Below are 21,305 nucleotides of genomic sequence, written 5' to 3'. Positions count from 1 at the left end.
CTATGCCCCTTCCTGCTCCAGATGCAGCAGATGAGCAGGATCAAGCAGTAGGGTCACACGATCCCCTTCCCGCACCCGCAGCCAGCGGCCGTCATTCAGCAGGTCTACCGTAAGATGAACGCCTTCAGCCACGACAGCAGCCCGGATGATATTGCCCAGAATCGACACGGCCTGGACCTGTCCGCGCACATCCATCATGCCATCCGCATCATCCTGGATCGCTTCACCTTCGGCCAGCAGGGTCACCGCCTCGGGGCGGATGGCGAAACGGTCGGAGCGGCTGTCAATTCTGCGGAACAGCTTGAGCGCCTCCGCCCGGTTGAAGACGTTGTAGCTGCCCATGAACCGGGCGGCAAATTCCGTGCGCGGCGCAGTATAGAGCTGCTCCGGCGAACCTTCCTGAACCATCCGCCCCTGGTTCATGATGCAGATCCGGTCCGAGAGGATCAGCGCTTCCTCTTGGTCGTGGGTGACGAACAGCGTCGTCATGCCGAGCCGCCGCTGGATATCGCGGATTTCCGCGCGCAGATTCTTGCGGATTTTGGCATCGAGCGCGCTGAGCGGTTCGTCCAGCAGCAGCAGCTTGGGCTGGACGGCCAGCGAGCGGGCCAGCGCCACCCGCTGCTGCTGTCCGCCGGACAGCGACTGCGGATAGACATCGCGCTTGTCTTCGAGATCGACCAACGCCAGCAGCTCTTCGCACCGGCTGCGCCGGGCGGCCGGAGCAACGCCGCGCATACGCATCCCGTATTCCACATTCTGACGGACCGTCAGATTGGGGAACAGCGCATAGGACTGGAACACCATGCCCACGTCCCTGCTGCGCGGAGGGAGCTTCGTCAGCTCCTTGTCTGCGAGCAGAATGCTGCCGCTGTCCAGCTCGGTCAGTCCGGCGATGCAGCGCAGGAGCGTGCTTTTGCCGCAGCCTGAAGGGCCCAGCAGCGTAACAAGCTCTCCTTCGCCAATATTTAGATCGACGCCAGCCAGCACCGGGACATCGCCAAACCTTTTACGGATGCCTTGCAGCTTCAGATAATCGTTCATTTCCGTAGCCCTCCCTATATAAATTGGACTTTTGATCTTCATATTAGGTCTCCGCACTTTACCTTTTTATATAAGAAGCCTTACTTCGCCTGCCCCTTAATCTTCATCCCCAGCTTCATCAGCACTGCTGACAGCAGCAGAATAAATACAAAATAGGAGATCGCTATCGCACTGGCCAAATGCCCGCTTTCACCGACCCGCCGGAACAAATAAACCTGAATCGTCTGGATGTGCCCCCCGACCAGCATGTTCGTCAGCACGAACTCCCCAAACAGCACGGAGAAGGACAGCAGCGCAGAGACCATAACCCCCGGCCAGATGTTCGGCAGAATCACATTTACAAAAGCAGACCGTCTTCTGGCCCCGAGCAGCTCGGCGGCGTTCAGCAGCTCTACGGCGGATACACTGAGCAGACTGTTGCGGATGCCCTGATACATATAAGGCAGTATGACCACAAAATAGGCCCCGACCAGCAAATAAGCGGTCCCGGAAATGTCGAAGGGGCCGGAGGAATAAGTGCGGATGAGGCCCACTGCCGCCACCACTCCCGGCACCGCATAAGGCAGAACGACAATCCCCTTCATGAAGCTCTCCCAGCGCGGGAAATACACTGTAATTACAAAAACGGCCGGCAGCATAACGGCGAGACTGAGCAGCACGCTGATTATACACAGATACAGTGAGGTCCACAGCGCCTCCAGAAACCGGATATCCTGGAACATGTCACGGAACCAGCCTAATGTCCAGCTGCGGGGAAGCAGCGTATTCTGCCAATCCTGGGCAAAAGCGTACAGCCCCGTTGCCAGCAGCGGCAGCAGCAGATAGATCATGAGCAGGAGCATGAAGGTACGCGGGGCAACCCCCGCCTTACGTATATTCATTGTCCTGCCTCCTCCCGGACAGCAGGCCAGCGCCGTCTGAATAAACCGCTGCTGCGCTCCCGCCTGGCCGGACTTCTGCCGCCGAACCCTTCCATCCGCCGCACCATCCGCTGATTCAGAAACACCGCCAGCAGCGTGCTCAGCGCCAGCAGAACCGCCAGGGTACTGCCCATTTGCGGCTGGGTCACCACATCACCGGCGACCAGCGAGCCGATGCGGACGGCCAGCAGATTATAGTTGCCGCCAACCAGCGCATAGGCGGTGGCATAGGCTCCCATGGCATTGGCGAAGAGAATGCCGAGCGTTCCGAAGATCGCCGGAGAGAGCACGGGCAGCCCGACCGTTTTCCAGAACTGCCAGGCCCCTGCTCCCAGCAGGGCTGCCGCCTCCCTCCATTGCTCCCTGATGCCATAGAATGCCGGGTACAGCAGCAGTAAAGCCAGCGGAATCTGGAAATAGACATAGACCAGAATCAGCCCGGACCAGCTGTACAGATTGAAGCCGTCAAACACGTTCCAGCCCCACTGCTTGAACAGCAGCGTGAACACGCCATTGTTGCCCAGCAGAATGATATAGGCAAAGGCCAGCGGGACGCCGGCAAAGTTCGAGGTCATATTGGACAGCATCAGCAGCCGGTCCCGCACCGCAGGGGCAAAGCGCGTGATGCAATACGCGCACACAAGCCCTACAGCCAGCCCGATCAGGCTGGAGAAGACGGATATCAGCAGGCTGTTCTTGATCGCCTGCTGATAATAGGCACTGCTCAGGGCATGCCGATAGTTGTCCAGCGTGAAGCCCGCTCCGTCTGCATGGCGGAAGCTGCCCGTCAGCATGGAAAAGACGGGCACTACCTGAAACGCCAGCACCATCAGCACGAATGGAGCCAGGGCCAGGATCAGGCCGCGTTGTCTCTGTTTCATCCTGCATGTTCCTCTCGTATGGAATAGCAAGCGGGCGCCTTTAGGCTACTGCTAAGGCGCCCCTCATCTCTTCTATAACACCCGCTTTCAGAAGCGGTTAGTTCAAATGCACAAGCACGCGCTCCTGCCACAGCTGCGGAAGGCTCTTCGCGGTTTCTTCCCATACTTTATAGTCGCCAACCGGCTTGGCGTTGACATATTCCTCTTTCGGAAGCAGCTTAGCGGCTACATCCTCCGGCAGCTTCACACTGTCACGGATCGGACGGGCGTAGCCTTTGGCCAGATTAATCTGGCCTTCGTCGCTGAGAATGTACTCACGCGTCAGCTTGGCGGCATTCGGGTGTGGAGCCCATTTGTTAATGACCGTCGCATAGCCGCTCACCACGCTGCCTTCCTTCGGAATCGCCACGTCAAATCCGCTCTTGTCGATCTGATCCTTATAGTTCAGCGCGTTGAAATCCCACAGCAGCGTTACTTCCACTTCGCCCTTCTCAATGTTCGCGAGAGAAGCCTCGGCATTGGAGAGACGGCCCTTCTTCGCGAGCTCCTCAAAAAACGCAATTCCCGGCTCAATATTCGACTCATCTCCGCCAAAAGCAATCGCTGCAGCCAGCACAGCCATCTGCGCCTGCGCCGCCTTGGTAACATCGCCTACGATGATTTTATAGCTGCCGTTCTTCAGATCCTCCCAGCTTTTTGGCGGGTTAGCCACAAGCTTCGTATTGGTCAGGAAAGCGATGCTGCCCTGATAGCCTACAATCCAGTTGCCGTCCTTATCCTTGGCCCAATCCGGGATCTCGTCCCAGTAGGAGGTTTTATAGGGCTGGGTTACCCCCTTATCCACCGCAACCGGACCAAAGGCGATGCCCACATCGCCGATATCCGCCGTCGGCTTATCTTTTTCCGCTTCGAATTTGGCAATCTCCTCCGCACTCGACATATCGGTATCGGTATGTGTAATTTCGTATTTAGCCGTAATATCATTCCAGGTATCCTTCCAGTTGGCCCAGGAATCCGGCATGCCTACACTGACCACAGCGCCTTCTTTGGTAGCTTCCGCTTCAATTTCGCTTAAGCTCAGCTCCTTGGCTGGGGCATTGCTATTCCCTTCATCAGCTTTGGCTTCCGAGTTGGTACAAGCGGCAAGCAACAGGACGAGCAAGGACAACAGCAGACCCATGGACAAGAATTGCGTGAATCTCTTTTTCATGATTTCCCTATCACTCCTATTTCTGATTTGCGGGCTTCATCTCTGATCCAAGCTGGTTCTCTGCCCAACTGAAGTATAGGGGGCCACTGTTCGCCAGGCATTAAGTGCAATAGTAACATTTGTAAAATACCCCCACAAAGCGGGGCCTTTATATGGAAGCTGATCCATGCGCTTTGCGGGAACCCCAATAGTTCCTGCCATAAAAAACAACCGCCCGGACGCCGGGCAGTTGCTGTGTATCTTTATATTGAGCTTAGCTGTCCGGGCTGCATGCGCAGTTCTCTCATGAACCAGTCCAGCATTTCCGGAAAAACCTCATCCAGATAATTCATCGTACAGTGCTCGGCATCCTCCATATATTTCAGCGTCTTTTCCCCTTTGGCCCAGTTCACCATTTTATCTGCATGGGTCTTGGGCGCAGGCATCACCTCATCACGGCCCGCATGGTAAAAGAGCAGCGGCGAGCGCAGGGCCGGAGCGTCTCCAATATCATAATTGAACTGCGGGAGCGCCGCTTCCAGCGTTTCACAACCTGTTATATAGGTAACTCCCCGCTGCCAGATCGGGTTAAGCTCCTTCAACCCCCGGATGCCGCCGATATAAACCAAACCGCTGTTGCCCACCGTACATTTCACCCGGGGATCGCGGGCTGCAGCCTCAGGTGCCAAATATCCGCCCAGGCTGAAGCCGACGAGTCCGATTCTTCCGAGGTCGATCCCGCACGGCGGCTGCTGTTCAAACCAGTCGATGACGGCCGATACCGCCTTATGGTAATCCCGGGCATCGAATTTCAGCGAACTCCACATCTCCCCCTGGCCCGGTCCGTCAAACGTAAAAAAGTTAAAGCCCTGCCGGTTAAACACCGAGCCGAAATGATGCCCTTCCGCTTCCTTAATATTATCCATGCCATTCACAAAAATAATCAGGGGTCTGCCTTTCGTATCTGCTTTTCGCAAATAGCCCGGGATGGAGACTCCGCGATACGGAATATCCACCCGGACAGGCTTCTCCGTATCGTTATACAAAGAGATTGCCTGGACATAGCTGTTCCTTGCCTTTTCCTGTGCAGCTTCTTTCTGCCGGCTGTCAATAAAAAAAATATGCTGACCCGCATGGTAGCAGGCCACCGCTTCATGGAACAAGGCTCTGGCTTTACCCTCGCTGCCTTCCGCGAGCGCCTTTTCCGCTTTGCGGTACACTTCATCACCCTCCGCTGTCCAGACCTCACACCACTTGTGCCAATCACTGACCCTCGCCACTACTCTTCTGAGTCTTCCATAATCTGTCCCAAACAATAGAAACCGGCCATACCAGCGCTGATACACTCTCTTTTCATTAAAAATAAACCGGAATGCGAATCTTTCCTTCACCGTCAGTTCCGTCATGATCGACCATTCCTTTCGTGGTTGAGATTTATATAAGTTGAACTTTAGATTTTCAAGTTCAACTTATATAGTAGTTATATATATAATAGCTATAACAACCATTTAGATAAAAAAATTTATTGCGCGTTCCGGCAGATTTTCTCCAAGGTATGAATGAATTGGGCTAACTCTTCATCCGGGATGTCCCGCTTAAATTGTTCATTTAACTGCTGCACATGGGGGATAAGATCAGCGAATATTTCTTGTCCCGCTGCCGTCAGATAAATCTGAAAACTCCGGCGGTCCTTGCCATGCGCTTCGCGGGCCACATATCCCTTCTTCGCGAGCACATCCAAAATACGCGTAACATTTGTCTTGTCCTTGAAGGTTTTGGCGGCAATCTCGCTCTGAATGACTCCAGGCTCCGCATACAGCACATTCAGCACGGTCCATTGCTCGAAGGTCAGATCGTAGCCCTTCTCCATAAAAATGGCCAGCATCCTGCGCTTGATCAGCACCTCCCCCTTGATAATCTGGAACCCGATCAGCTCTGTATAATCAAATTCATCAGGCATAACCTCACCGTCCTCAACATGTTGTCACAGCTATAGTAGCTGTAACAACATTTATTTGTCAAGGACCTTTGCCCGCAGATGGCAGGATTGTCACCCGTTTTATCTTCTCCGCGCCGCCACACTCACCACGCCGTAGCGATAAAGTGCCTTCCGGCCAAACCAGCCGAACAGCCGGTCTGTCGCAAAACCCATGAACCCCAGGCAGAACAGCCCGACAAAAATCCAGTCTGTACGGAAGAACAGCCGTGAATTCCAGATCAGATAACCTACACCTTCGTTCGAAGCAATCATTTCCGCGCCGATGATGGCCATATAGGAGGTTCCCATCGCCAGCCGCACACCTGTAAAGATATAAGGAACCGTAGCCGGGACAATCACATGCAGCAGAATCTGCCACTCATTTGCCCCCATGCTTCGGGCCGAACGGATCTTATCCTCCTCCACCGACATTACACCGGTTAAAGTGTTCAATATGACAATGAAGAAGGTCGCATACATGATCAATGCAATCTTCGACTGCTCCCCGATGCCGAACCAGACCAGGAACAGTGTAATGAAGGCAATCGGCGGAATGAAGCGGATGAAATTCAGAAAAGGCTCGGCAAAAATGCGGATAACGTTCACTTTTCCGATAATCAGCCCCGCCGGAACAGCCAGCAGGCTGCCCAGCACCCAGCCGACAAGCACGCGGTAAAAGCTGATGCCGATATACTGCATCAAAGTGCCGTCTTCAATCAGTTCCCGCCCGCCTTTCAGCGTGGCCCACGGCCCGGGAATGACATCAGGGCCATATAATAGGGCGCCAAGCTGCCAGATGCAGAATGCGGCAAGCCACAGCAGGGAGACGGACACCCATTTTTTCTCCACCCATTTCATTTACAGTCACACCCCGATCCTATTCTTCAAAATGGCTCTGAATTTGGTTGTACAGCGCGTAAAGTTCCGGTGAAGCCACATCGCGTGGGAAGGGCAGCACATTGTCGTAGATATTGGTGATATTGGAGGAAGGGCCAACGGACATGATGCCAATGCGCTCGCCCAGCAGCAGCGCTTCCTGAATATCATGAGTCACGAAAATAACGGTCTTATGCGTCTCGCGCCAAATATGGACCAGCTCCTTCTGCATCGTCCGCCGGGTCATCGCATCCAGTGCGCCAAAGGGCTCATCCATCAGCAGAATTGCCGGATCATTCGCCAGTACCCGGGCCAGCTGCACCCGCTGCTTCATGCCGCCGGACAGTTCCTTCGGGAACTTGTCTTCATGCCCGTCCAGCCCGACCAGCCCGATATAGCGGTCCGAGATGGCCCGGCGCTCCGCTTTGGGTGTCTTCTTCATCCGCAGTCCGAATTCCACATTCTCACGCACGGTAAGCCAGGGGAACAGGGAAGAGTCCGCCTGCTGAAAAACAACCGCCCGGTCCCGGCCGGGCTTATCCACCTCCACGTTGTCCACCCTCAGGTTGCCGCCGGATTTGGAGACAAAACCGGCAATCATGTTCAGCAGCGTCGATTTTCCGCAGCCGCTCGGACCGAGCAGCACGAAGAACTCACCGCCTTTGATCACCAGATTTACATCCTTGATAATGTAATGAACATCCCCGGCCGCAGATTCGCTGTAGCTTTTGCGGAGCTGCTCGATATGAATGGCATTCTGCCTGGCAGGTAAAGACATGGGGCACCTCCTAAAGTTTGGATTATTTCGTGTACGTCACTTTATCCGGCAGCGCCTTCCTGAGCGGCTCCAGATCCAGCTTGCTGTCCAGGTCAAAATCCTGTTCAATAATGCCTGTATCGACCATATACTTCTTCTGCCCGGCAAGGCTGTCATATGCGGCCTGCGTAAATCCGACCTTCCAGGGGTTGACCGGCAGGTCCTTCAGCGTGGCTTCCTTGGGCTGCTTCACTTCCTTGAACATCAGGTCGGCCACTTCCCCGGGATGCTCCTGGGCATATGCCGACGCTTCGTCCACCGCCGCCAGAAATTGCCCGATTCCGTCAGGGTTGGCCTGCACAAAGGCATTCCCGGCCACAAGCCCCATGCCCAGCCGCACCGGGGTTTGGGACATGTCGGTCAGCTCATGCACACCTTCAAGCGCGGCCAGCTTGCCGGTCAGCGCCGATCCGCTGAACCAGGCAGCATCCACATCGCCCTGCTTGAGTGCGATGAACGCTTCGTCGAACGCCCCCTGACCTGTCAGCGTCACATCACTCAGTGCAATGCCCTGCTCCTTCAGGTATTCATCCCACAGATAGGGCAGAAAAGTGCCGCGCATGAAGCTTAGGTTCTTGCCCTTTAGATCAGCGGCTGACTTGATCTCATCTTTGACGTACAGTTTCCATACCGCCGCTGCCTGATCCGTAGCCTGGCCGGCCGAAGCAATAATGGAGTACTCACCTTTGGCGACGGCGTTCAGCACGGGAAAGTCAGCGCCGAAGGCGACATCCACCTGCTTGATGAAAAGCGCATTCACACCTTCCGCTGGAGTACCGAAGTTGATGATTTCCGCATCGATGCCGTGTTTGGCGAAGATGCCTTTGTCCAGCGCGACCCGGAAGGTCGGGTTGGTATTGATGTCGGCAATTTTTATCTTTAGCGTCTTTGGCTTGCCGCTGTCCGCCCCAGAGGAAGCCGCCGCGTCCCCCTTGGAGCTGCAGCCTGAAAGAACCAGAACCAGAGATATGGATAAGAGCAGAAAAGCAGAGCCGTACCATGACTTTTTCAATATTATGCACCTCTTCGTTATGGATTTTCCTGATCGCTCTAACTGGTTCTCCGGCCGCCGCCCTCATCGGCAGTAGCCACACAAGCGGCCCCCTCCATAAAAGGCAGTGTTGTCGCTACACTTACTATAGAATCCGACCCTTTCGGCGCAGCCCCCGGCACTCTGAAGGTGGAGACATCGATCGGCTCAATGGCAGTTTCCTGCGGCTTTGCCAGCTGCGGCACCCAGGCGTAAGGCACCCGGTAGGAACGGTAAACCATGTTCGTATTTCTGCGGTCAGTGTAAGGGGAAATATACTCCCACACCAGTTCATGCTCCGCCGTTACCTCGAACAGGCGGCCATTGGAGCCTTCGGTAATCAGCGTGTTCCCGTTCGGCAGGCGCTGCGCCGAGCTGATATACGGACTGTAGAACTTATAGGAATCGGTCGGAACAGAGAACCCTGCCTCTGCGGAGGTATACTGCCACTCGATCTCCAGTGTCACCGGATTGATCTCCAGTACCCGCGAGTGATCGCGCAGCGCGTTCTTTTGCCCAAAAGGCGAGGAGGGATTCGGGAGGCCGTATCCGCCCCAGCCGCCGTTGTCGAACACCAGCAGATTGCCTTCCCCCGGCAGTCCCTTCGGAATGATGTGGGCATGATGCTGGCCGATAATCCAGCCGATATGCTGCACTTCCGGCAATGAATAGTCCGGTCCCAGCCGCCAGACGATAGCCCCGGTGCGCTTGTCGGTAATCGCTATAATGTTCGCCTCACGTGCATCCCAGATAATGTTGTCCGGATGGAAGCGCTCATCTCCCTGATCATAGAATTTGTTCGGCCCCACATACGAAGCCGAGTTGATATGCAGCCAGTCGCCTACGCCGCCGCCCAGATCACCGAAGGAACGCGTGTTGGGATCCCGGAACAAGACATTGCGTGCAGCCTCGTCGAAACCCAGCTCATCAAAATGGTCACTGGCCGCCCATTCCCAGACCATTTTGCCTTCCCAGTCCACTTCGATAATTGTGTCATCCAGCAGCTGCTTGTCGGAAATCTGGGGGTTATGCAGATTTTTATGAGCTAAAATCAGCGTTTTTCCGCTGTTAGCTGAAGGTTCAAGGCCAGGAGCATAGTAGCCAACCGGATTTCCCTCCCGCTGGTAGTCGTGATGCTGGCGGGCGTACCACAGCGGCTCATAGCCCGGGTCCTCAATATGCTCATAGCTGTTATACTTCCAGACCACATTACCGTCCCAATCGACCTCGACCAGATCGACATTGTCCTGAATGCCGAATTTCGGATCTCTTCTGCCCGTACTGCCCAGCACGTAGCCTCCGGGGAGGATTTTTGCCGGAAAGCCGATCAGCCCCTGCCACAAATGCACCTCCTTGCCGCTCATATCGATCAGCACAACCCCTTCGTCCCCCGCCTGGAATACGGTGTAACCACTCCATGCCTTGGCGGGATTATATACCGTCGCTCCTGTCGGATATACCGTCGAATGTCCCATGATCATCTCTCCTTAAAGTTTTGTAGTGTATACACCCTTGAGCCGCTTCGTACAAAACCCGCTTCAGAAACATTGGCTTAAGTTTTGTGAGCCGCTGCTTCCGTTTTCAGCAGCTTCAGTAGCTGAGATAATTTTTCTTCGCGGCTGTCCGCGGCTTCTGTTCAGGTGCCTGCGGAACAGGGGCTTCGGCATTCTGCTGTGCCAGCTTAAGCAGGGTCTCCGAGAATCCCTCCAGATTGCGGATGATCCGTTCATAGAAACGGCTCTGCTGCTCAAGCTCCTCTTCCGTGAACCCCTCGAACAGAAGCGTAATACATCGTTCCCCAATGCTGCCGTTGCGCTCCACCATCTCCCGCCCTTTCTCCGTAATGCCCATCAGCACCGTCCGCCGGTCATCCTCCTTGCGCCTGCGCACCGTATGCCCGCCTGCCTCCAGCTTGTCGCTTAGCGCCGTGATGGCACCCGAGGTGAAATCCAGCTGCTCCGCAAGATCACCAAGCCGCTGCTCGCCGTCACGGATGATCTTTTGCAGAATCAGCATGCCTGGCAAAGCAATCCCCTCCACGCTCACACGGTCGCGTTCCTTCACAAATCTGCGCACCATTTTGCGGAACAGATAGTCGGCCTCCTGCAGCCGCTCCCACTGCTTATCATCCATGCTCTTCCCCTGCCTTCCACTCATAGACCAACTATAAAAGGCCCCCGAAATTCCCCCTGATGCGGGGAGATCCTCGGGAGCCTTTGGCGGTCCAATCAGCTCGGTTATTATTTTCGCGGTTATTATTTCACTGTTCATTTAATTATCAGTGAAGGATTGCTGTTATCATATACCCCTTTATTCACACCTGTCAAGTGCGAATTTAACTCAGAAAATTAACATAGTACGTATTTTCTACAGTTCAACGTTTAAACATGAAATACATACATATACTATAAATGGGGTTCCAAAAGTTCCATTGGTTCCTTTGTTTCTGGAAATTAATATGCTAAGATGGGAGTGAGGAGGTTGATTGATATGTCCAATGTTCTAAGAAATGTAAATCTGCCGAAATCTACCGAACGCCGCCTGCACAGCGAAGCTGAAATTACACTTGCAAAAATAAGGCTGCTTATGTCTGAACTGAAGCTTCGGGAAGAGCAAATTGTCTCGCTGCTTTCTGAGGAAGCCCTTAGAAAAGTCGATGCATCGATTCTTTCGGCAGATCAGATAAATTCCTTTGACCCTACGCCCGTAACACTTAGTGTTCCGGAGTATCTTTCAGTTCGGGACGTTAGCAAGCTTACTGGTCTAGTTCCTCAAGTCGTACGTCGCCATTGTGCAAACGGTAAATGGGAAGCTGAACAGGTTGCCGGTGAGAAAAGCACATGGAGAATTAAACCTGAACCTTTTATGAAGCTTTCAAACTGGGCGACTTTTCTAAGGGAACGCAGAGAAGAACTGGAAAGCTCAAAAAAACTAGCGGATCATGCTCTGGCTCTTTGGGATGGCGAAGGTCCTGTCGACTATGGACCAATTGAGGAGGGAGCCAACGAATAAATGTCGGCGTATCTGTTAGACTCTAATCTTTTTCGCTACACACACGATGACAATAAAGCATATCAGAAAGCGGCAAAGGAATTTTTTGCTGCTGCCAAACTAGAAGCTCAGAATGGACAGTCAATCATTTTACTCAGTGCTGAAGTGAAATGCGAACTTGAAGTTCAAATGCATACCCTTAAGGACAGGGACCAGCGTATTATAAGTAGCATGCTCGAGGGATATTTGCCAGTGAGTGCAAATCTCTCGGTTGACCTCGAGCATGAACTTCGAAAATTCAGCAACTACATACGTTCTACCAGGTTCGACGGCGTCTTCAAAGACCCTCATTATAAACTGGATTACTTACGCGCCTCCGATGCACGGATACTCGTTGACGCATACTTGAATGATGCAATACTAGTAACTGCAAACATAAAAGATTTTATTTCTTACTCAGTTTTCTGTGGACCAGGAGAACAGAGGCTTTATGATTTCCTAAATAAACGCTATGTCGAAGTATCTTCAGAAGCCAGGATGGCTATTGAAGCAGACCCTTTTTACCTATCCATTCAGTCAAAACTAGAAGCATTGCAGCCTTAAATTGAAAACAACAGCAACCCCGCCATATTTGCGGGATCCCTGTTGTTATTTCACACATCAAGACAGCCTTACAACATACGTAATAAACTGATACACATTATCCTTCAGCACTGAAACGGAAGCCAGCAGCTTCTTGCCCGAGGGGCTCCAGCGGAGCTGGTCAGCTACCTCAATGTCATTCAGCACTGGCGTCTGCTCCCCGGTCTCCACTTCAGTAATGAACAGGCCGTCCTGGTCCTCGGCAGCGCTGGCGGCAGTGGTTGCATAAGCCAGCTTGCTGCCGTCCGGCGACCAGCTGGTCCCGAAGATCTGCTGGCCCACCGCCAGCCGGGACTGCTCGCTGCCTTCACTGTCGCAGAGCAGCAGCACCATTTCTCCAGGTTTTACCCGCTCGACAATCGCCAGCCTGCTGCCGTCCGGTGACGGGATAACCCACAGTACATTCTTTTTCAACACCTTGGTCTGCTTGGTTTCCGTGTCATAAGCACTCAACTCGCTGTCTTCCCCTGTGACATATAGAATCCGGCCGCCGGTTTGAACCACCTCATGGACATAAGAGACCCCGGTCTTCACCACCGTTTCCTGCTTCCCGTTCACGTCCGCTTTTACGATGGTCCCCTCCATATCCGGGTAGATCACATGCTCATTGTCCGCCCAGCTCCCCTCCTCGCTTCTGAACTCCGCATCGCTTACCTTCACGGACGCTCCCGTGGCCAGATTCATAATGAAGCCAAGACCGGTAGCGTCATAGAGCTCTTTGTAAAAAAGCTGCTTCTTGTCCGGAGACAGCTGGGCTGCTCCGTAATTTTTCTCACCCTCCTGCAGCGGCGTTTCGGTGCCCGAGGAGAGCGTACGGAGATAGAGATTATGCGGATAACGATCCTGTCCTTCCACTGTCTGCGGGGAGAGATTGCGGTTTTCCTTATCCACCACGATCGCATCCTCACCGGCAAAATCCGTCCCGCGAACGCCCTCAATCTTGTCGATGCCCTCCAGCTTCAGCTTCGTGTAGACCGATTCGCTGGTGTTGTCTATGACTGTGATTTTCTGGCCGGATTTCTCGACCGTCTGCCGTGTTCCGGTATTCTCCGGACTGCAGGCAGCCATGGATAGCAGAACCGTACTGCACAGCAGAATCATGCCCGTTTTTCTAAGCCTGATCTTTTTATACGAATTCATAGATGGTTCCCCCCAGGTTGTGTTGCTCCCAGCATACCGGATGCTTATTTCCAAACAACTCACCGAATGTTTCCAAGTTGTAAACTTAAGCTCTTCAGGATATGACGGGAAAAGACAGTTGAAACGCCGTTCCCTCACCGTCCGGCTCCAGCAGTTCAATGGTTCCATTCTGCTTCTCCACCAGATTGCGGACAAGAGACAGCCCCAGTCCCGTACCGCCCGATTGTCTGGAGCGGTCGCGGTTGACCGTGTAGAAGGGCTCGAAGATTTTGTCTCTGGACTCTGACGGGATGCCAATGCCGGAATCTCTGACGGTGATCCAGACCCGGTGATCCCTGACCCTGCCATGAAGATGCACCGTCCCTTGCGGGACATTATATTTGATCGCATTATCCAGCAGGTTGATGAAGATATGCATGAAGCTTTCTTTATCGATCCAGATATGCGCAGGCTCGGCATCCAGTGTAATCGTCAGCCCATACCGCTCCGCCTTGCCCTTCATGCGGCTGCAGATATCCTGCAGTACGTCCGCTACCTCCAGCAGCTCAGCCTGGGACTCAAAATCATATTTCTCCAGCGCCGTCAGCTGCAGCACCTTCTCCACCATTTCATAGAGCCGCTGGGTCTCCTTGGCAATGCTGAGCTTAGCGTCGGACAGCAGCTTGGGATCATCATCGTACATATTCAAGAGGTCGACATAAGCCTTGATCGAAGTCAGCGGCGTCTTAAATTCATGGCTGATATTGCCGATGTACTGCTTCTGCTGCTGCTCCAGCGCCTGCAGCTTCTGCACGGCGAGCTGCAGCTTGCGCTGCTCCTCATCCTTCGCGGCAATGCTGCTGTCGATCTCCCGGCTCATGAAGTAGATGCCTTCGGCCAGCTCGCCCAGCTCATCCTTCCGCTTCACTGGCGGAGCAGAGATATATTCGGCGCGGCGGATCGATTCCGCCGCCTTCTTCAGCCGCCCGATCGCCGCGGCGGCCTTGTTGAAATACAGGTAGCCGCCAATGAAGCTCAGGACCAGGACAGCGGCGCCTGTGGTCAGGAAGAGATTCAGCAGCGTCCGCTGAAAGCTCCGGGCATCCTGCAGCGGATACTCCAGCTGCACTACCCCCATCTGCTGCTCCGGCCCTTGCAGCGGGGCCAGATAGAGCAGGGTATCGCCTGAGCTCTGGTAGGCGATTTTGTTCTGCAGCGCATAGGCCAGCGCATCAGCAGGATTTCCTACCGCTGCCGGTCCTTCCCTCTGCAGCGATGTCCCTACCTGCTGTCCTTTTGTATCGTACAGCGTCACCTGCAGCCCGGTGAATCCGGCCAGCTCTGCGGCCAGCGCCTTCCCCCGCTGCTGCATGAAGGCCTGCGGCGTAAGGCGGGTGCCGGTATAATACGTCTGTTTAACCCGCAAATTGACTGTTTTGACATGCTGGGCAAGCAGGCCCTCGATCTGCGCCTGCTGGTTCAGCCCGACTCCGCGCAGCACAAAATAGCTCAAAATGCCAACCGATAAAATAAGCAGCACCGCCAGGAACAGGCTGAATTTCAGCTTGATGCTGATCCTCATGCGAAGCTGCCCGCCGGAACGGCCTTATAGCCGACCCCATAGACGGTCTGGAGGATATTCTGGTAGGGCTCGCCCAGCTTTTTGCGCAGCCGCTGGATGTGGATATCCACCGTGCGGGTACCTCCGGCATAGTCCATCTCCCAGACCTGATCCAGCAGCTCTTCGCGCATATAGACACGCTGCGGATGGGAGAGCAGCAGGAGCAGCAGGTCGAATTCCTTTGGTGTCAGCTCCAATTGCTCCTCCCCAAGCTGGACGGACCGCCGTTCTGCGTGAACCCGCAGCGCACCGTATTCGATCAGCTCGCTTTTGACCTCGGCCGTATTCTTGTCCAGCCTGCGCAGCAACGCCTTCACCCGGGCCAGCAGCTCGCGGATCTCGAACGGCTTGGTCATGTAATCGTCCGCGCCCAGCTCCAGGCCGACGATTTTATCAACGATATCATTTTTGACGGTAAGCAGTATGATCCCGATGTCATCACGGTCCTCCAGCTTGCGGCACACATCATAGCCATTCAGCTTCGGCATCATCACATCCAGCACCATCACATTCGGATGAAAAACCTGCGCTTTGGCAAGCGCCTCCTCGCCGTCCCCGGCGGTATCCACCTCATAGCCTTCACGCCGGAGGGCGTAGGCAATCGCATTTACAATCCCCGGCTCATCATCAACTACCAGCACTTTTTTGGTCATTTGAGGTTCACCTCTTCCGCTTGCGGTTATTTATTTCATGGCCCAGAGAATCACCGGTGAACTCATGCTCCCCAAGTTAATCTATGGCACCAAGAGCCTTTTACCCTGCTTGTTCTTGATAAAAATCATACCGGAAAGCCGCACACTTCCAGACGTGCCCAGCGCTGAAAAGTTCCCGTTGGCTAAAAATAGTTGAGCCCTTCTCCTGATCATAAACGTAGTATCGGGGAGAGATTTATTCTTTAGGTTATCTTAAAGAACAGTTAAGCTTAACCTCAGCTTTGCCGGTTAGAATGAAATTAAGCCTAAAGCTCCTAACTGCCGTAACTAATGACCCTGACCGATATAATATAATTTGAAAAGAGGATGAGTGATGAATATTAAACGAGTGATGATTGTCGGGACAATGATTGTAGCCATCTCCTTTGGAGGGACTGCCTGGGGCAAGCCCGCCGTCAATGCGAGTCCAGTCGCCAAATGGTCTGCTACCAGTGTAGCCGATAAAGATGATTTATTGAAAGCATTGAATCAGTCCTCCGATGAGGAACTGTATGATGCGCTGTATGACGGCAAGTCTCTAATGGATATCGCCGAAGAGAGTGGCGGGAATATTGCAAACGTCATTGATTTGCAGGTGAGCCAGCTCACAGAGCAGTTGGATCAGCGCCTCGCAAGCGGCAGCATTACCCGCCAGCAATATGCCGCGCAAAAGGCTGAACTGAAGGAGATCGTAACACAAAGTGTGATGACCTCGTTCGGCTGACAGAGGGTACATACACCCTACACATTATAGTGTCTGGAAAAACAGGCTGTCCTCTCCGCAGAATATCTGCTTAGGGGACAGCCTGTTTGTTGCCTGCGGCGGCCCATGGCGGCACCTACAACGGCATTTTTGCCGTTGTTTCATGCCCGGCGGCCTGCGGCGGAGCCAACAACGGCACTTTTGCCGTTGTTTCACGCCGGCGGCCCGTGGCGGCACCAACAACGGCATTTTTGCCGTTGTTTCACCCCTGCGGCCCGCCGGTGGCGGCGCCATCCCTTTTGCCACGGCTACGGCTTAAAAGTCTGCTTCACTGAACCGCTGCCCTCATCGGCTCCATCTCCACCCCGGCCCCGCATACCATCTTGCAGCCCATGGACTCCATGCGGCTAACCGCTAAAGACGGATAACTGATCAATCGAAATCCTCCCATTATCTTTTGACTGCCACGGTAATTCTTATCTCCAGACAAACTAAAAAAAGCGGCATTCAAACTAGAATCAGTCGGAATGCCACTTTTAATAGTGTATAAAATTAAATTTGCTATGTCTTGGTGCGGACTACACTTCCGGCTTCTCCCGGGTAATATCCAGAATATCAAGGAAAAAGACGAAAATGGGAATACCGAGGATCAACCCCCATACGCCGATATAATGCTCGGAGAACAGCAGCACGATAAAGGTGTAGAACATGGGCAGGTTCATTTTGGAGGACATCAGCTTCGGATTCAGGAAGTAGCCTTCCATGAAATGCAGCACGGCAATCAGTCCCAGCACATAGAGCGTCATCGCCAGTCCGCCGATATTGTACGCGATAATACATAGAGGAATCAGTGAAATCACAAATCCTACGACCGGAATCAGGCTGAGCAGGAAGATCATAATCGACAGCGCGAACAGATACGGGAACGGCTCAAAAAAGAAGCCAAGTATCCATAAGCCGATTACTGTAAACATGGTATTGAACAAGGCAATGAGAATCTGCGCTTCTATAACTTTGCCGAAAGAAGAGATGAATTTCTTGCCGAAGTACTCCAGTTCCACATAGAACCAGGAAATTTTGCTGTCTCTCAGGCGGGAGGTGAAGCTCACAATGCGGTTTTTCTCCAGAATGAAGACAAAACTCAGAATGGTTGCTAAAACGAAGGTGGTCCCCCAGTTGCTGATTCTGAGCACATACCCAATGCCATGGGTCACATAGGACTCATAGTTCAAATCCTTCAGCTGATTGAATATGTATTGAGTAACTTCGTTCTGCGGGAGATCATCAGGGGTTAGAGTGGTCAGAAAATCAGTTAATTGCTTAATCTGCGTAAACACCTTGGGCAGATATTTGACGAGCGCCAGCACGATCATCGTAATTAGAGCAAGGTATAAAACAACAATAATAACCTTGCTGTTCACCTTGACATATTTGCCGATCCGCTTGGACAGCAGCACCTGAAAGCTGTTCATCACATAAGCAATCAGAAACGTCAGCAGCACCAGGTTGAGCATATCCCGGATACTGTACAGCAGCAGTGCAATCAGCGCCAGAATCAAAAAGCGCCGGATTGTTAAATTGGCATAATAACGCTTAAACACATCCATTATTCCTCTGTTCCTCTCTATTCGCTTGCGATTAGGACTTTATATACAGTCTACAGTACCGAAATCACTTATAGCAACTGGAAGCCCCGGCAAATCTGCGAAAATACAAACTTTATGTCGGACATGCCGATGTCTGCCCTATGTGTGCTATAATGTGTGGAAAAAATGGAGGCATCCAGTATGGGTAAAATTATCTGTATCACCGGCGCTTCATCCGGCATCGGCCTCTCCTCGGCCCTGAAATTCGCCAAAGAAGGCTGGACCGTCTATGCCGGAACCCGCAACCTGGAGCGTGATCAGGAGCGGTACCGCGAAGTGGAGCATCTGACATTCGTAGAGCTGGAAGTCACGAAACCTGAGAGCATTCAGCGGGTCATCGGCCAGATTGAGCAGGAGCAAGACAAGCTTGATGTGCTGTTCTGCAACGCCGGATTCGGCTACCTCAGAGCGCTTGGGCAAGCCCCGGTAGAGGATATTCACCGCGTGTTCGACACCAATGTCTATGGCGTCATGCATACGATCCGGGCGGCGCTTCCGCTGCTGCGCAAGACTGGCTACGGGCATATTGTTGCCACCTCCAGCGTAGGCGGACTGGTGGGCCAGCCCATGAATGAGATCTACTGTGCGAGCAAGTTCGCACTGGAAGGCCTCCTTGAAAGTATGGCTACATATTACAAGCCACAGTTCAACATTGACATCTCCCTGCTTGAGCCAGGCGCTATCGCGACGGAATTCAACAACACCGTGCTTGGGCATGTATCCGAAACCGGAGGAATACTCGATGACGAATACAAACCGGTTATTGAGGCATACACCCAGGCATTCCTCCAGCGCAATGTCGAGCCTCAGACGGCAGATTCTGTAGCCGAAGTCATGTGGAACCTGGTGCATATGGAGCCCAAGCCGCTCCGCATCCGCACTTCGGAACAGGCGGAGAATTTCGTCTCCCGCAAAGTAAGCACAGACCCTACCGGTCTGGAGGGTGTGCTCAGCACCCGCAAAATCCAGTTGAATATGTAAGGGCGGTGCGAACGCAGACGAATCGGGGTATGGATTCCCGCAGCGGTGGCAGACGAAGCGCGACACCAAGCCCGGTACCGGGCTGTAGTCTAACGCTACCCCAGGCCGCACGTACTCTTCGGGCTGGGCCAGGGAGCACGGATTGCAAAGGATGTCACCGCAACGGTTCCTGAGAGATGGCGGCCTGATCCACTGCAGCGCTGCCTTCGGAAGAACCGGCAGTTTCTCCGGTTCCATAGAGCTCCCGCTCCAGGAGTTCCTGATTGCTGCGGTGAAATTTACGCATATTGCGGGGGAAGGCACAGCCCGCTATGAGGCGGTCTGCCGCAGCCTGATCCCCGGCTGCGACAGCTGCCCGCAGGCTGCGGATGTAGCCCAGTCCCGCTACCCTGCGGCACTCGATCTCCAGCAGACTTTCGGCTGCCTCCCCATGTCCGGGGATCAGCAGCGGAACAGGATGCCGGGCTATAATCTGCTCCACGCTGTCCAGCGTAGCTTCATAGGCAGTGCTGCTGTCATAAATATAAGGAAACTCCACATCCGATAAATAGTCTCCGGCAATGAACAGTCCGTGTGAATCCACCACCGTAAACAAACCGTCATTAGTATGACCGGGTGCAATATAACCCGTAAGCCGCAGCTCCCCAAATACCATCTCCTGACCATCCCGTTCCATAATATGATCCACTACAGGATAGGCAATGGCATAAGGTCTTCTCAGGTAGTAATCATCATCAAAGGTGCGGATTTCTTCCAGAATCGTTGCCCGCGCTTCCAAGCTTTTGTCTGTAAAACCTCTGCTGGCAATAATCTCCGCCTCCGGGAAAGCCCCATACCCGATAATATGATCAAAATCAGAATGAGTGAACAACAGCAGCAGACGTTTTCCCCCAAGGATGCCGCTGACATATTGCCGAATCTCCGCTACCTCGCGCGGCAGCCAGCAAGGATCAACGACCAGCACATGTTCAGCACTCTCAATAACCAGTGAATTGGTCTCGTAAAGCTCACTCTGGAACAATGTAATTTCACTTCGCTTCCACTTCAGCACTTCGTTACCTCCTTGTCTTTTAACTGTTACCCCGAGCTGCAGACCCCTATTGAAACGCGAACCTGAAGTGAAAAAAGGAAACCTAAATCGGGCAACTTGCAGCCGACAAGAGCAATAGTGGGAAAAAGTAGAACTAATTTGCTTCAAATGACCCATATTAGCTGAAATCCCCTGAAATAGGTGGAGAAAATCCCACTCAGAACCTCTGCAACGGCAAATTCAAATGAATTAGTTATACTAATTCCACCTGCTTCCACATACGTGCGCGGCTCCAATTAGCCCGGCCTAACTTTACCAGACTATCCTCAAACACTTTCCCGTATAGCTAATATTTTCTTCTAACAGCTCTTGCTGCTTTTCCGCTTCTTATCATACGTCTATTGTACAGCGTGCGTTTCAGACGGTAAAAGATTTACACAGCCAACTTACCGCTTACAACAGAACTAATATATAGCCAATCACCGAGCCAACATACAGCCACATCAAAATCAACATAAACCCAACGGACACAACCTGTTGCCCAGGACTACAACGGAGGAACCGCCAGCGGTAAATCAGTACCAGGAAAGACTTACACTTCCCTGCGTCAAACTGCCCCGCTGGCGCAAAGCCGGCGGGGCAGTTCATCTTCACATTCAATTATCTCCGGATAGGTTCAATCCGGTATACGCCAGTGCCTTCTGTGCCTGAAGGGCCGCCTGTAATCCGCCAGCCGAAGGAGAGCACGGATTCCAGTCTTTTATGCTCAGGCTCAGTCAATGTCACTTCCGCCGCTTCCTTGCCTTCCTCCAGCTCCAGCCCGGCCTCCTTGCCGAGGGCAACGAAAATCCAGCTGCGGATGCCGCGAATCGTATTGTACTTGATCTGGTAGCCTTGTATCACCGCCTGCCGGAACACTTCCGGCTGCTCACCCGCAAGCTGGGTCAGCTGGGTATAATCAAAATGGTATTCACTCTCATCTACCGGCAGCTCGCCTGCCTCTACTCTGCGGAGCAGCTCCTCATCGGACCAGCCGAGGGAACGGAGTGATTCTACCAGCAGCGCATCCCACTGCGACAGCTTTACCTTGCTTAGCGTCTCTGTCATTTCAAAACCTCCTATTTTACCTTATCTTTCGTCCCTGT

Annotated in this window: 21 protein-coding genes; 4 read left to right on the top strand and 17 right to left on the bottom strand. The window is 53.3% G+C overall.

The annotated features are described in order from the left end of the window. The 11 genes from PRIO_RS02175 to PRIO_RS02125 form a co-directional block, all read right to left on the bottom strand. Complete coding sequence (locus PRIO_RS02175; protein ID WP_020433539.1) at positions 1 to 1,044, bottom strand: ABC transporter ATP-binding protein; 1,044 nt, start codon at positions 1,042 to 1,044, stop codon at positions 1 to 3. Positions 1,045 to 1,124: 80 nt separating this feature from the next. Continuing rightward, positions 1,125 to 1,925: an ABC transporter permease gene (locus PRIO_RS02170; protein ID WP_020433538.1), complete on the bottom strand. Its 801-nt coding sequence runs from the start codon at positions 1,923 to 1,925 to the stop codon at positions 1,125 to 1,127. Next, positions 1,922 to 2,845 carry an ABC transporter permease gene (locus PRIO_RS02165; RefSeq protein WP_020433537.1) on the bottom strand — a complete coding sequence of 308 codons (924 nt, stop codon included), beginning with the start codon at positions 2,843 to 2,845 and terminating at the stop codon, positions 1,922 to 1,924. The genes PRIO_RS02170 and PRIO_RS02165 overlap by 4 nt, the downstream gene beginning before the upstream one ends. 97 nt (positions 2,846 to 2,942) lie before the next feature. Continuing rightward, positions 2,943 to 4,055: an ABC transporter substrate-binding protein gene (locus PRIO_RS02160; RefSeq protein WP_020433536.1), complete on the bottom strand. Its 1,113-nt coding sequence runs from the start codon at positions 4,053 to 4,055 to the stop codon at positions 2,943 to 2,945. Positions 4,056 to 4,297: 242 nt separating this feature from the next. Beyond that, on the bottom strand, positions 4,298 to 5,440 hold the full coding sequence (locus PRIO_RS02155; RefSeq protein WP_020433535.1) for an alpha/beta hydrolase family protein: 1,143 nt from the start codon (positions 5,438 to 5,440) through the stop codon (positions 4,298 to 4,300). Positions 5,441 to 5,556: 116 nt separating this feature from the next. Continuing rightward, entirely contained in the window at positions 5,557 to 5,994 is a 438-nt protein-coding gene (locus PRIO_RS02150) for a MarR family winged helix-turn-helix transcriptional regulator (protein WP_020433534.1), read from the bottom strand. Between the two features lie 99 nt (positions 5,995 to 6,093). Beyond that, positions 6,094 to 6,870, bottom strand: a complete 777-nt coding sequence (locus PRIO_RS02145; RefSeq protein WP_020433533.1) for an ABC transporter permease — start codon at positions 6,868 to 6,870, stop codon at positions 6,094 to 6,096. 19 nt (positions 6,871 to 6,889) lie between these two features. Beyond that, positions 6,890 to 7,666: an ABC transporter ATP-binding protein gene (locus PRIO_RS02140; RefSeq protein ID WP_020433532.1), complete on the bottom strand. Its 777-nt coding sequence runs from the start codon at positions 7,664 to 7,666 to the stop codon at positions 6,890 to 6,892. 22 nt (positions 7,667 to 7,688) lie between these two features. After that, a complete protein-coding gene (locus PRIO_RS02135) occupies positions 7,689 to 8,717 on the bottom strand; it encodes an ABC transporter substrate-binding protein (RefSeq protein WP_020433531.1) in 1,029 nt (342 codons plus the stop codon). A 38-nt stretch (positions 8,718 to 8,755) separates the two neighbouring features. Beyond that, entirely contained in the window at positions 8,756 to 10,210 is a 1,455-nt protein-coding gene (locus PRIO_RS02130; protein ID WP_046501004.1) for an aryl-sulfate sulfotransferase, read from the bottom strand. Positions 10,211 to 10,325: 115 nt separating this feature from the next. Continuing rightward, a complete protein-coding gene (locus PRIO_RS02125; RefSeq protein WP_020433522.1) occupies positions 10,326 to 10,868 on the bottom strand; it encodes a MarR family winged helix-turn-helix transcriptional regulator in 543 nt (180 codons plus the stop codon). A 357-nt stretch (positions 10,869 to 11,225) separates the two neighbouring features. Here PRIO_RS02125 and PRIO_RS02120 point away from each other — a divergent pair, with 357 nt between their 5' ends. Both PRIO_RS02120 and PRIO_RS02115 read left to right on the top strand, forming a co-directional pair. Then, positions 11,226 to 11,747, top strand: a complete 522-nt coding sequence (locus PRIO_RS02120) for a hypothetical protein (RefSeq protein ID WP_020433521.1) — start codon at positions 11,226 to 11,228, stop codon at positions 11,745 to 11,747. After that, positions 11,748 to 12,329 carry a PIN domain-containing protein gene (locus tag PRIO_RS02115; protein ID WP_020433520.1) on the top strand — a complete coding sequence of 194 codons (582 nt, stop codon included), beginning with the start codon at positions 11,748 to 11,750 and terminating at the stop codon, positions 12,327 to 12,329. 57 nt (positions 12,330 to 12,386) lie between these two features. Here PRIO_RS02115 and PRIO_RS02110 read toward each other — a convergent pair whose 3' ends face one another. The 3 genes from PRIO_RS02110 to PRIO_RS02100 all read right to left on the bottom strand — a co-directional run bounded on the left by PRIO_RS02110 (position 12,387) and on the right by PRIO_RS02100 (position 15,761). Next, on the bottom strand, positions 12,387 to 13,508 hold the full coding sequence (locus tag PRIO_RS02110) for a TolB family protein (RefSeq protein WP_020433519.1): 1,122 nt from the start codon (positions 13,506 to 13,508) through the stop codon (positions 12,387 to 12,389). 94 nt (positions 13,509 to 13,602) lie between these two features. Beyond that, on the bottom strand, positions 13,603 to 15,069 hold the full coding sequence (locus PRIO_RS02105; protein WP_020433518.1) for a sensor histidine kinase: 1,467 nt from the start codon (positions 15,067 to 15,069) through the stop codon (positions 13,603 to 13,605). Continuing rightward, positions 15,066 to 15,761, bottom strand: coding sequence for a response regulator transcription factor (locus PRIO_RS02100; protein WP_020433516.1), 696 nt, complete (start codon positions 15,759 to 15,761; stop codon positions 15,066 to 15,068). Before PRIO_RS02100 ends, PRIO_RS02105 begins: the two co-directional genes overlap by 4 nt. A gap of 373 nt (positions 15,762 to 16,134) precedes the next feature. Here PRIO_RS02100 and PRIO_RS02095 point away from each other — a divergent pair, with 373 nt between their 5' ends. Further along, positions 16,135 to 16,524, top strand: a complete 390-nt coding sequence (locus PRIO_RS02095; RefSeq protein ID WP_020433514.1) for an SHOCT domain-containing protein — start codon at positions 16,135 to 16,137, stop codon at positions 16,522 to 16,524. Positions 16,525 to 17,081: 557 nt separating this feature from the next. Here PRIO_RS02095 and PRIO_RS02090 read toward each other — a convergent pair. Then, entirely contained in the window at positions 17,082 to 18,110 is a 1,029-nt protein-coding gene (locus tag PRIO_RS02090) for an AI-2E family transporter (protein WP_020433510.1), read from the bottom strand. Positions 18,111 to 18,290: 180 nt separating this feature from the next. On the opposite strand from PRIO_RS02090, the gene PRIO_RS02085 reads away from it, so the two are divergent. Then, positions 18,291 to 19,130, top strand: a complete 840-nt coding sequence (locus PRIO_RS02085) for an SDR family oxidoreductase (RefSeq protein ID WP_020433508.1) — start codon at positions 18,291 to 18,293, stop codon at positions 19,128 to 19,130. Between the two features lie 154 nt (positions 19,131 to 19,284). Here the strand turns inward: PRIO_RS02085 and PRIO_RS02080 are convergent, their stop codons facing one another. Both PRIO_RS02080 and PRIO_RS02070 read right to left on the bottom strand, forming a co-directional pair. Next, positions 19,285 to 20,181: an MBL fold metallo-hydrolase gene (locus tag PRIO_RS02080; RefSeq protein ID WP_020433507.1), complete on the bottom strand. Its 897-nt coding sequence runs from the start codon at positions 20,179 to 20,181 to the stop codon at positions 19,285 to 19,287. Between the two features lie 639 nt (positions 20,182 to 20,820). Next, entirely contained in the window at positions 20,821 to 21,267 is a 447-nt protein-coding gene (locus PRIO_RS02070; RefSeq protein ID WP_020433505.1) for a hypothetical protein, read from the bottom strand. Positions 21,268 to 21,305: the final 38 nt, after the last annotated feature.

It is taken from the genome of Paenibacillus riograndensis SBR5, assembly GCF_000981585.1.
Lineage (GTDB): Bacteria > Bacillota > Bacilli > Paenibacillales > Paenibacillaceae > Paenibacillus_AQ > Paenibacillus_AQ riograndensis.
Note: the sequence above shows the minus strand (reverse complement) of the source record. Positions and strands in the feature narration are given on the sequence as shown.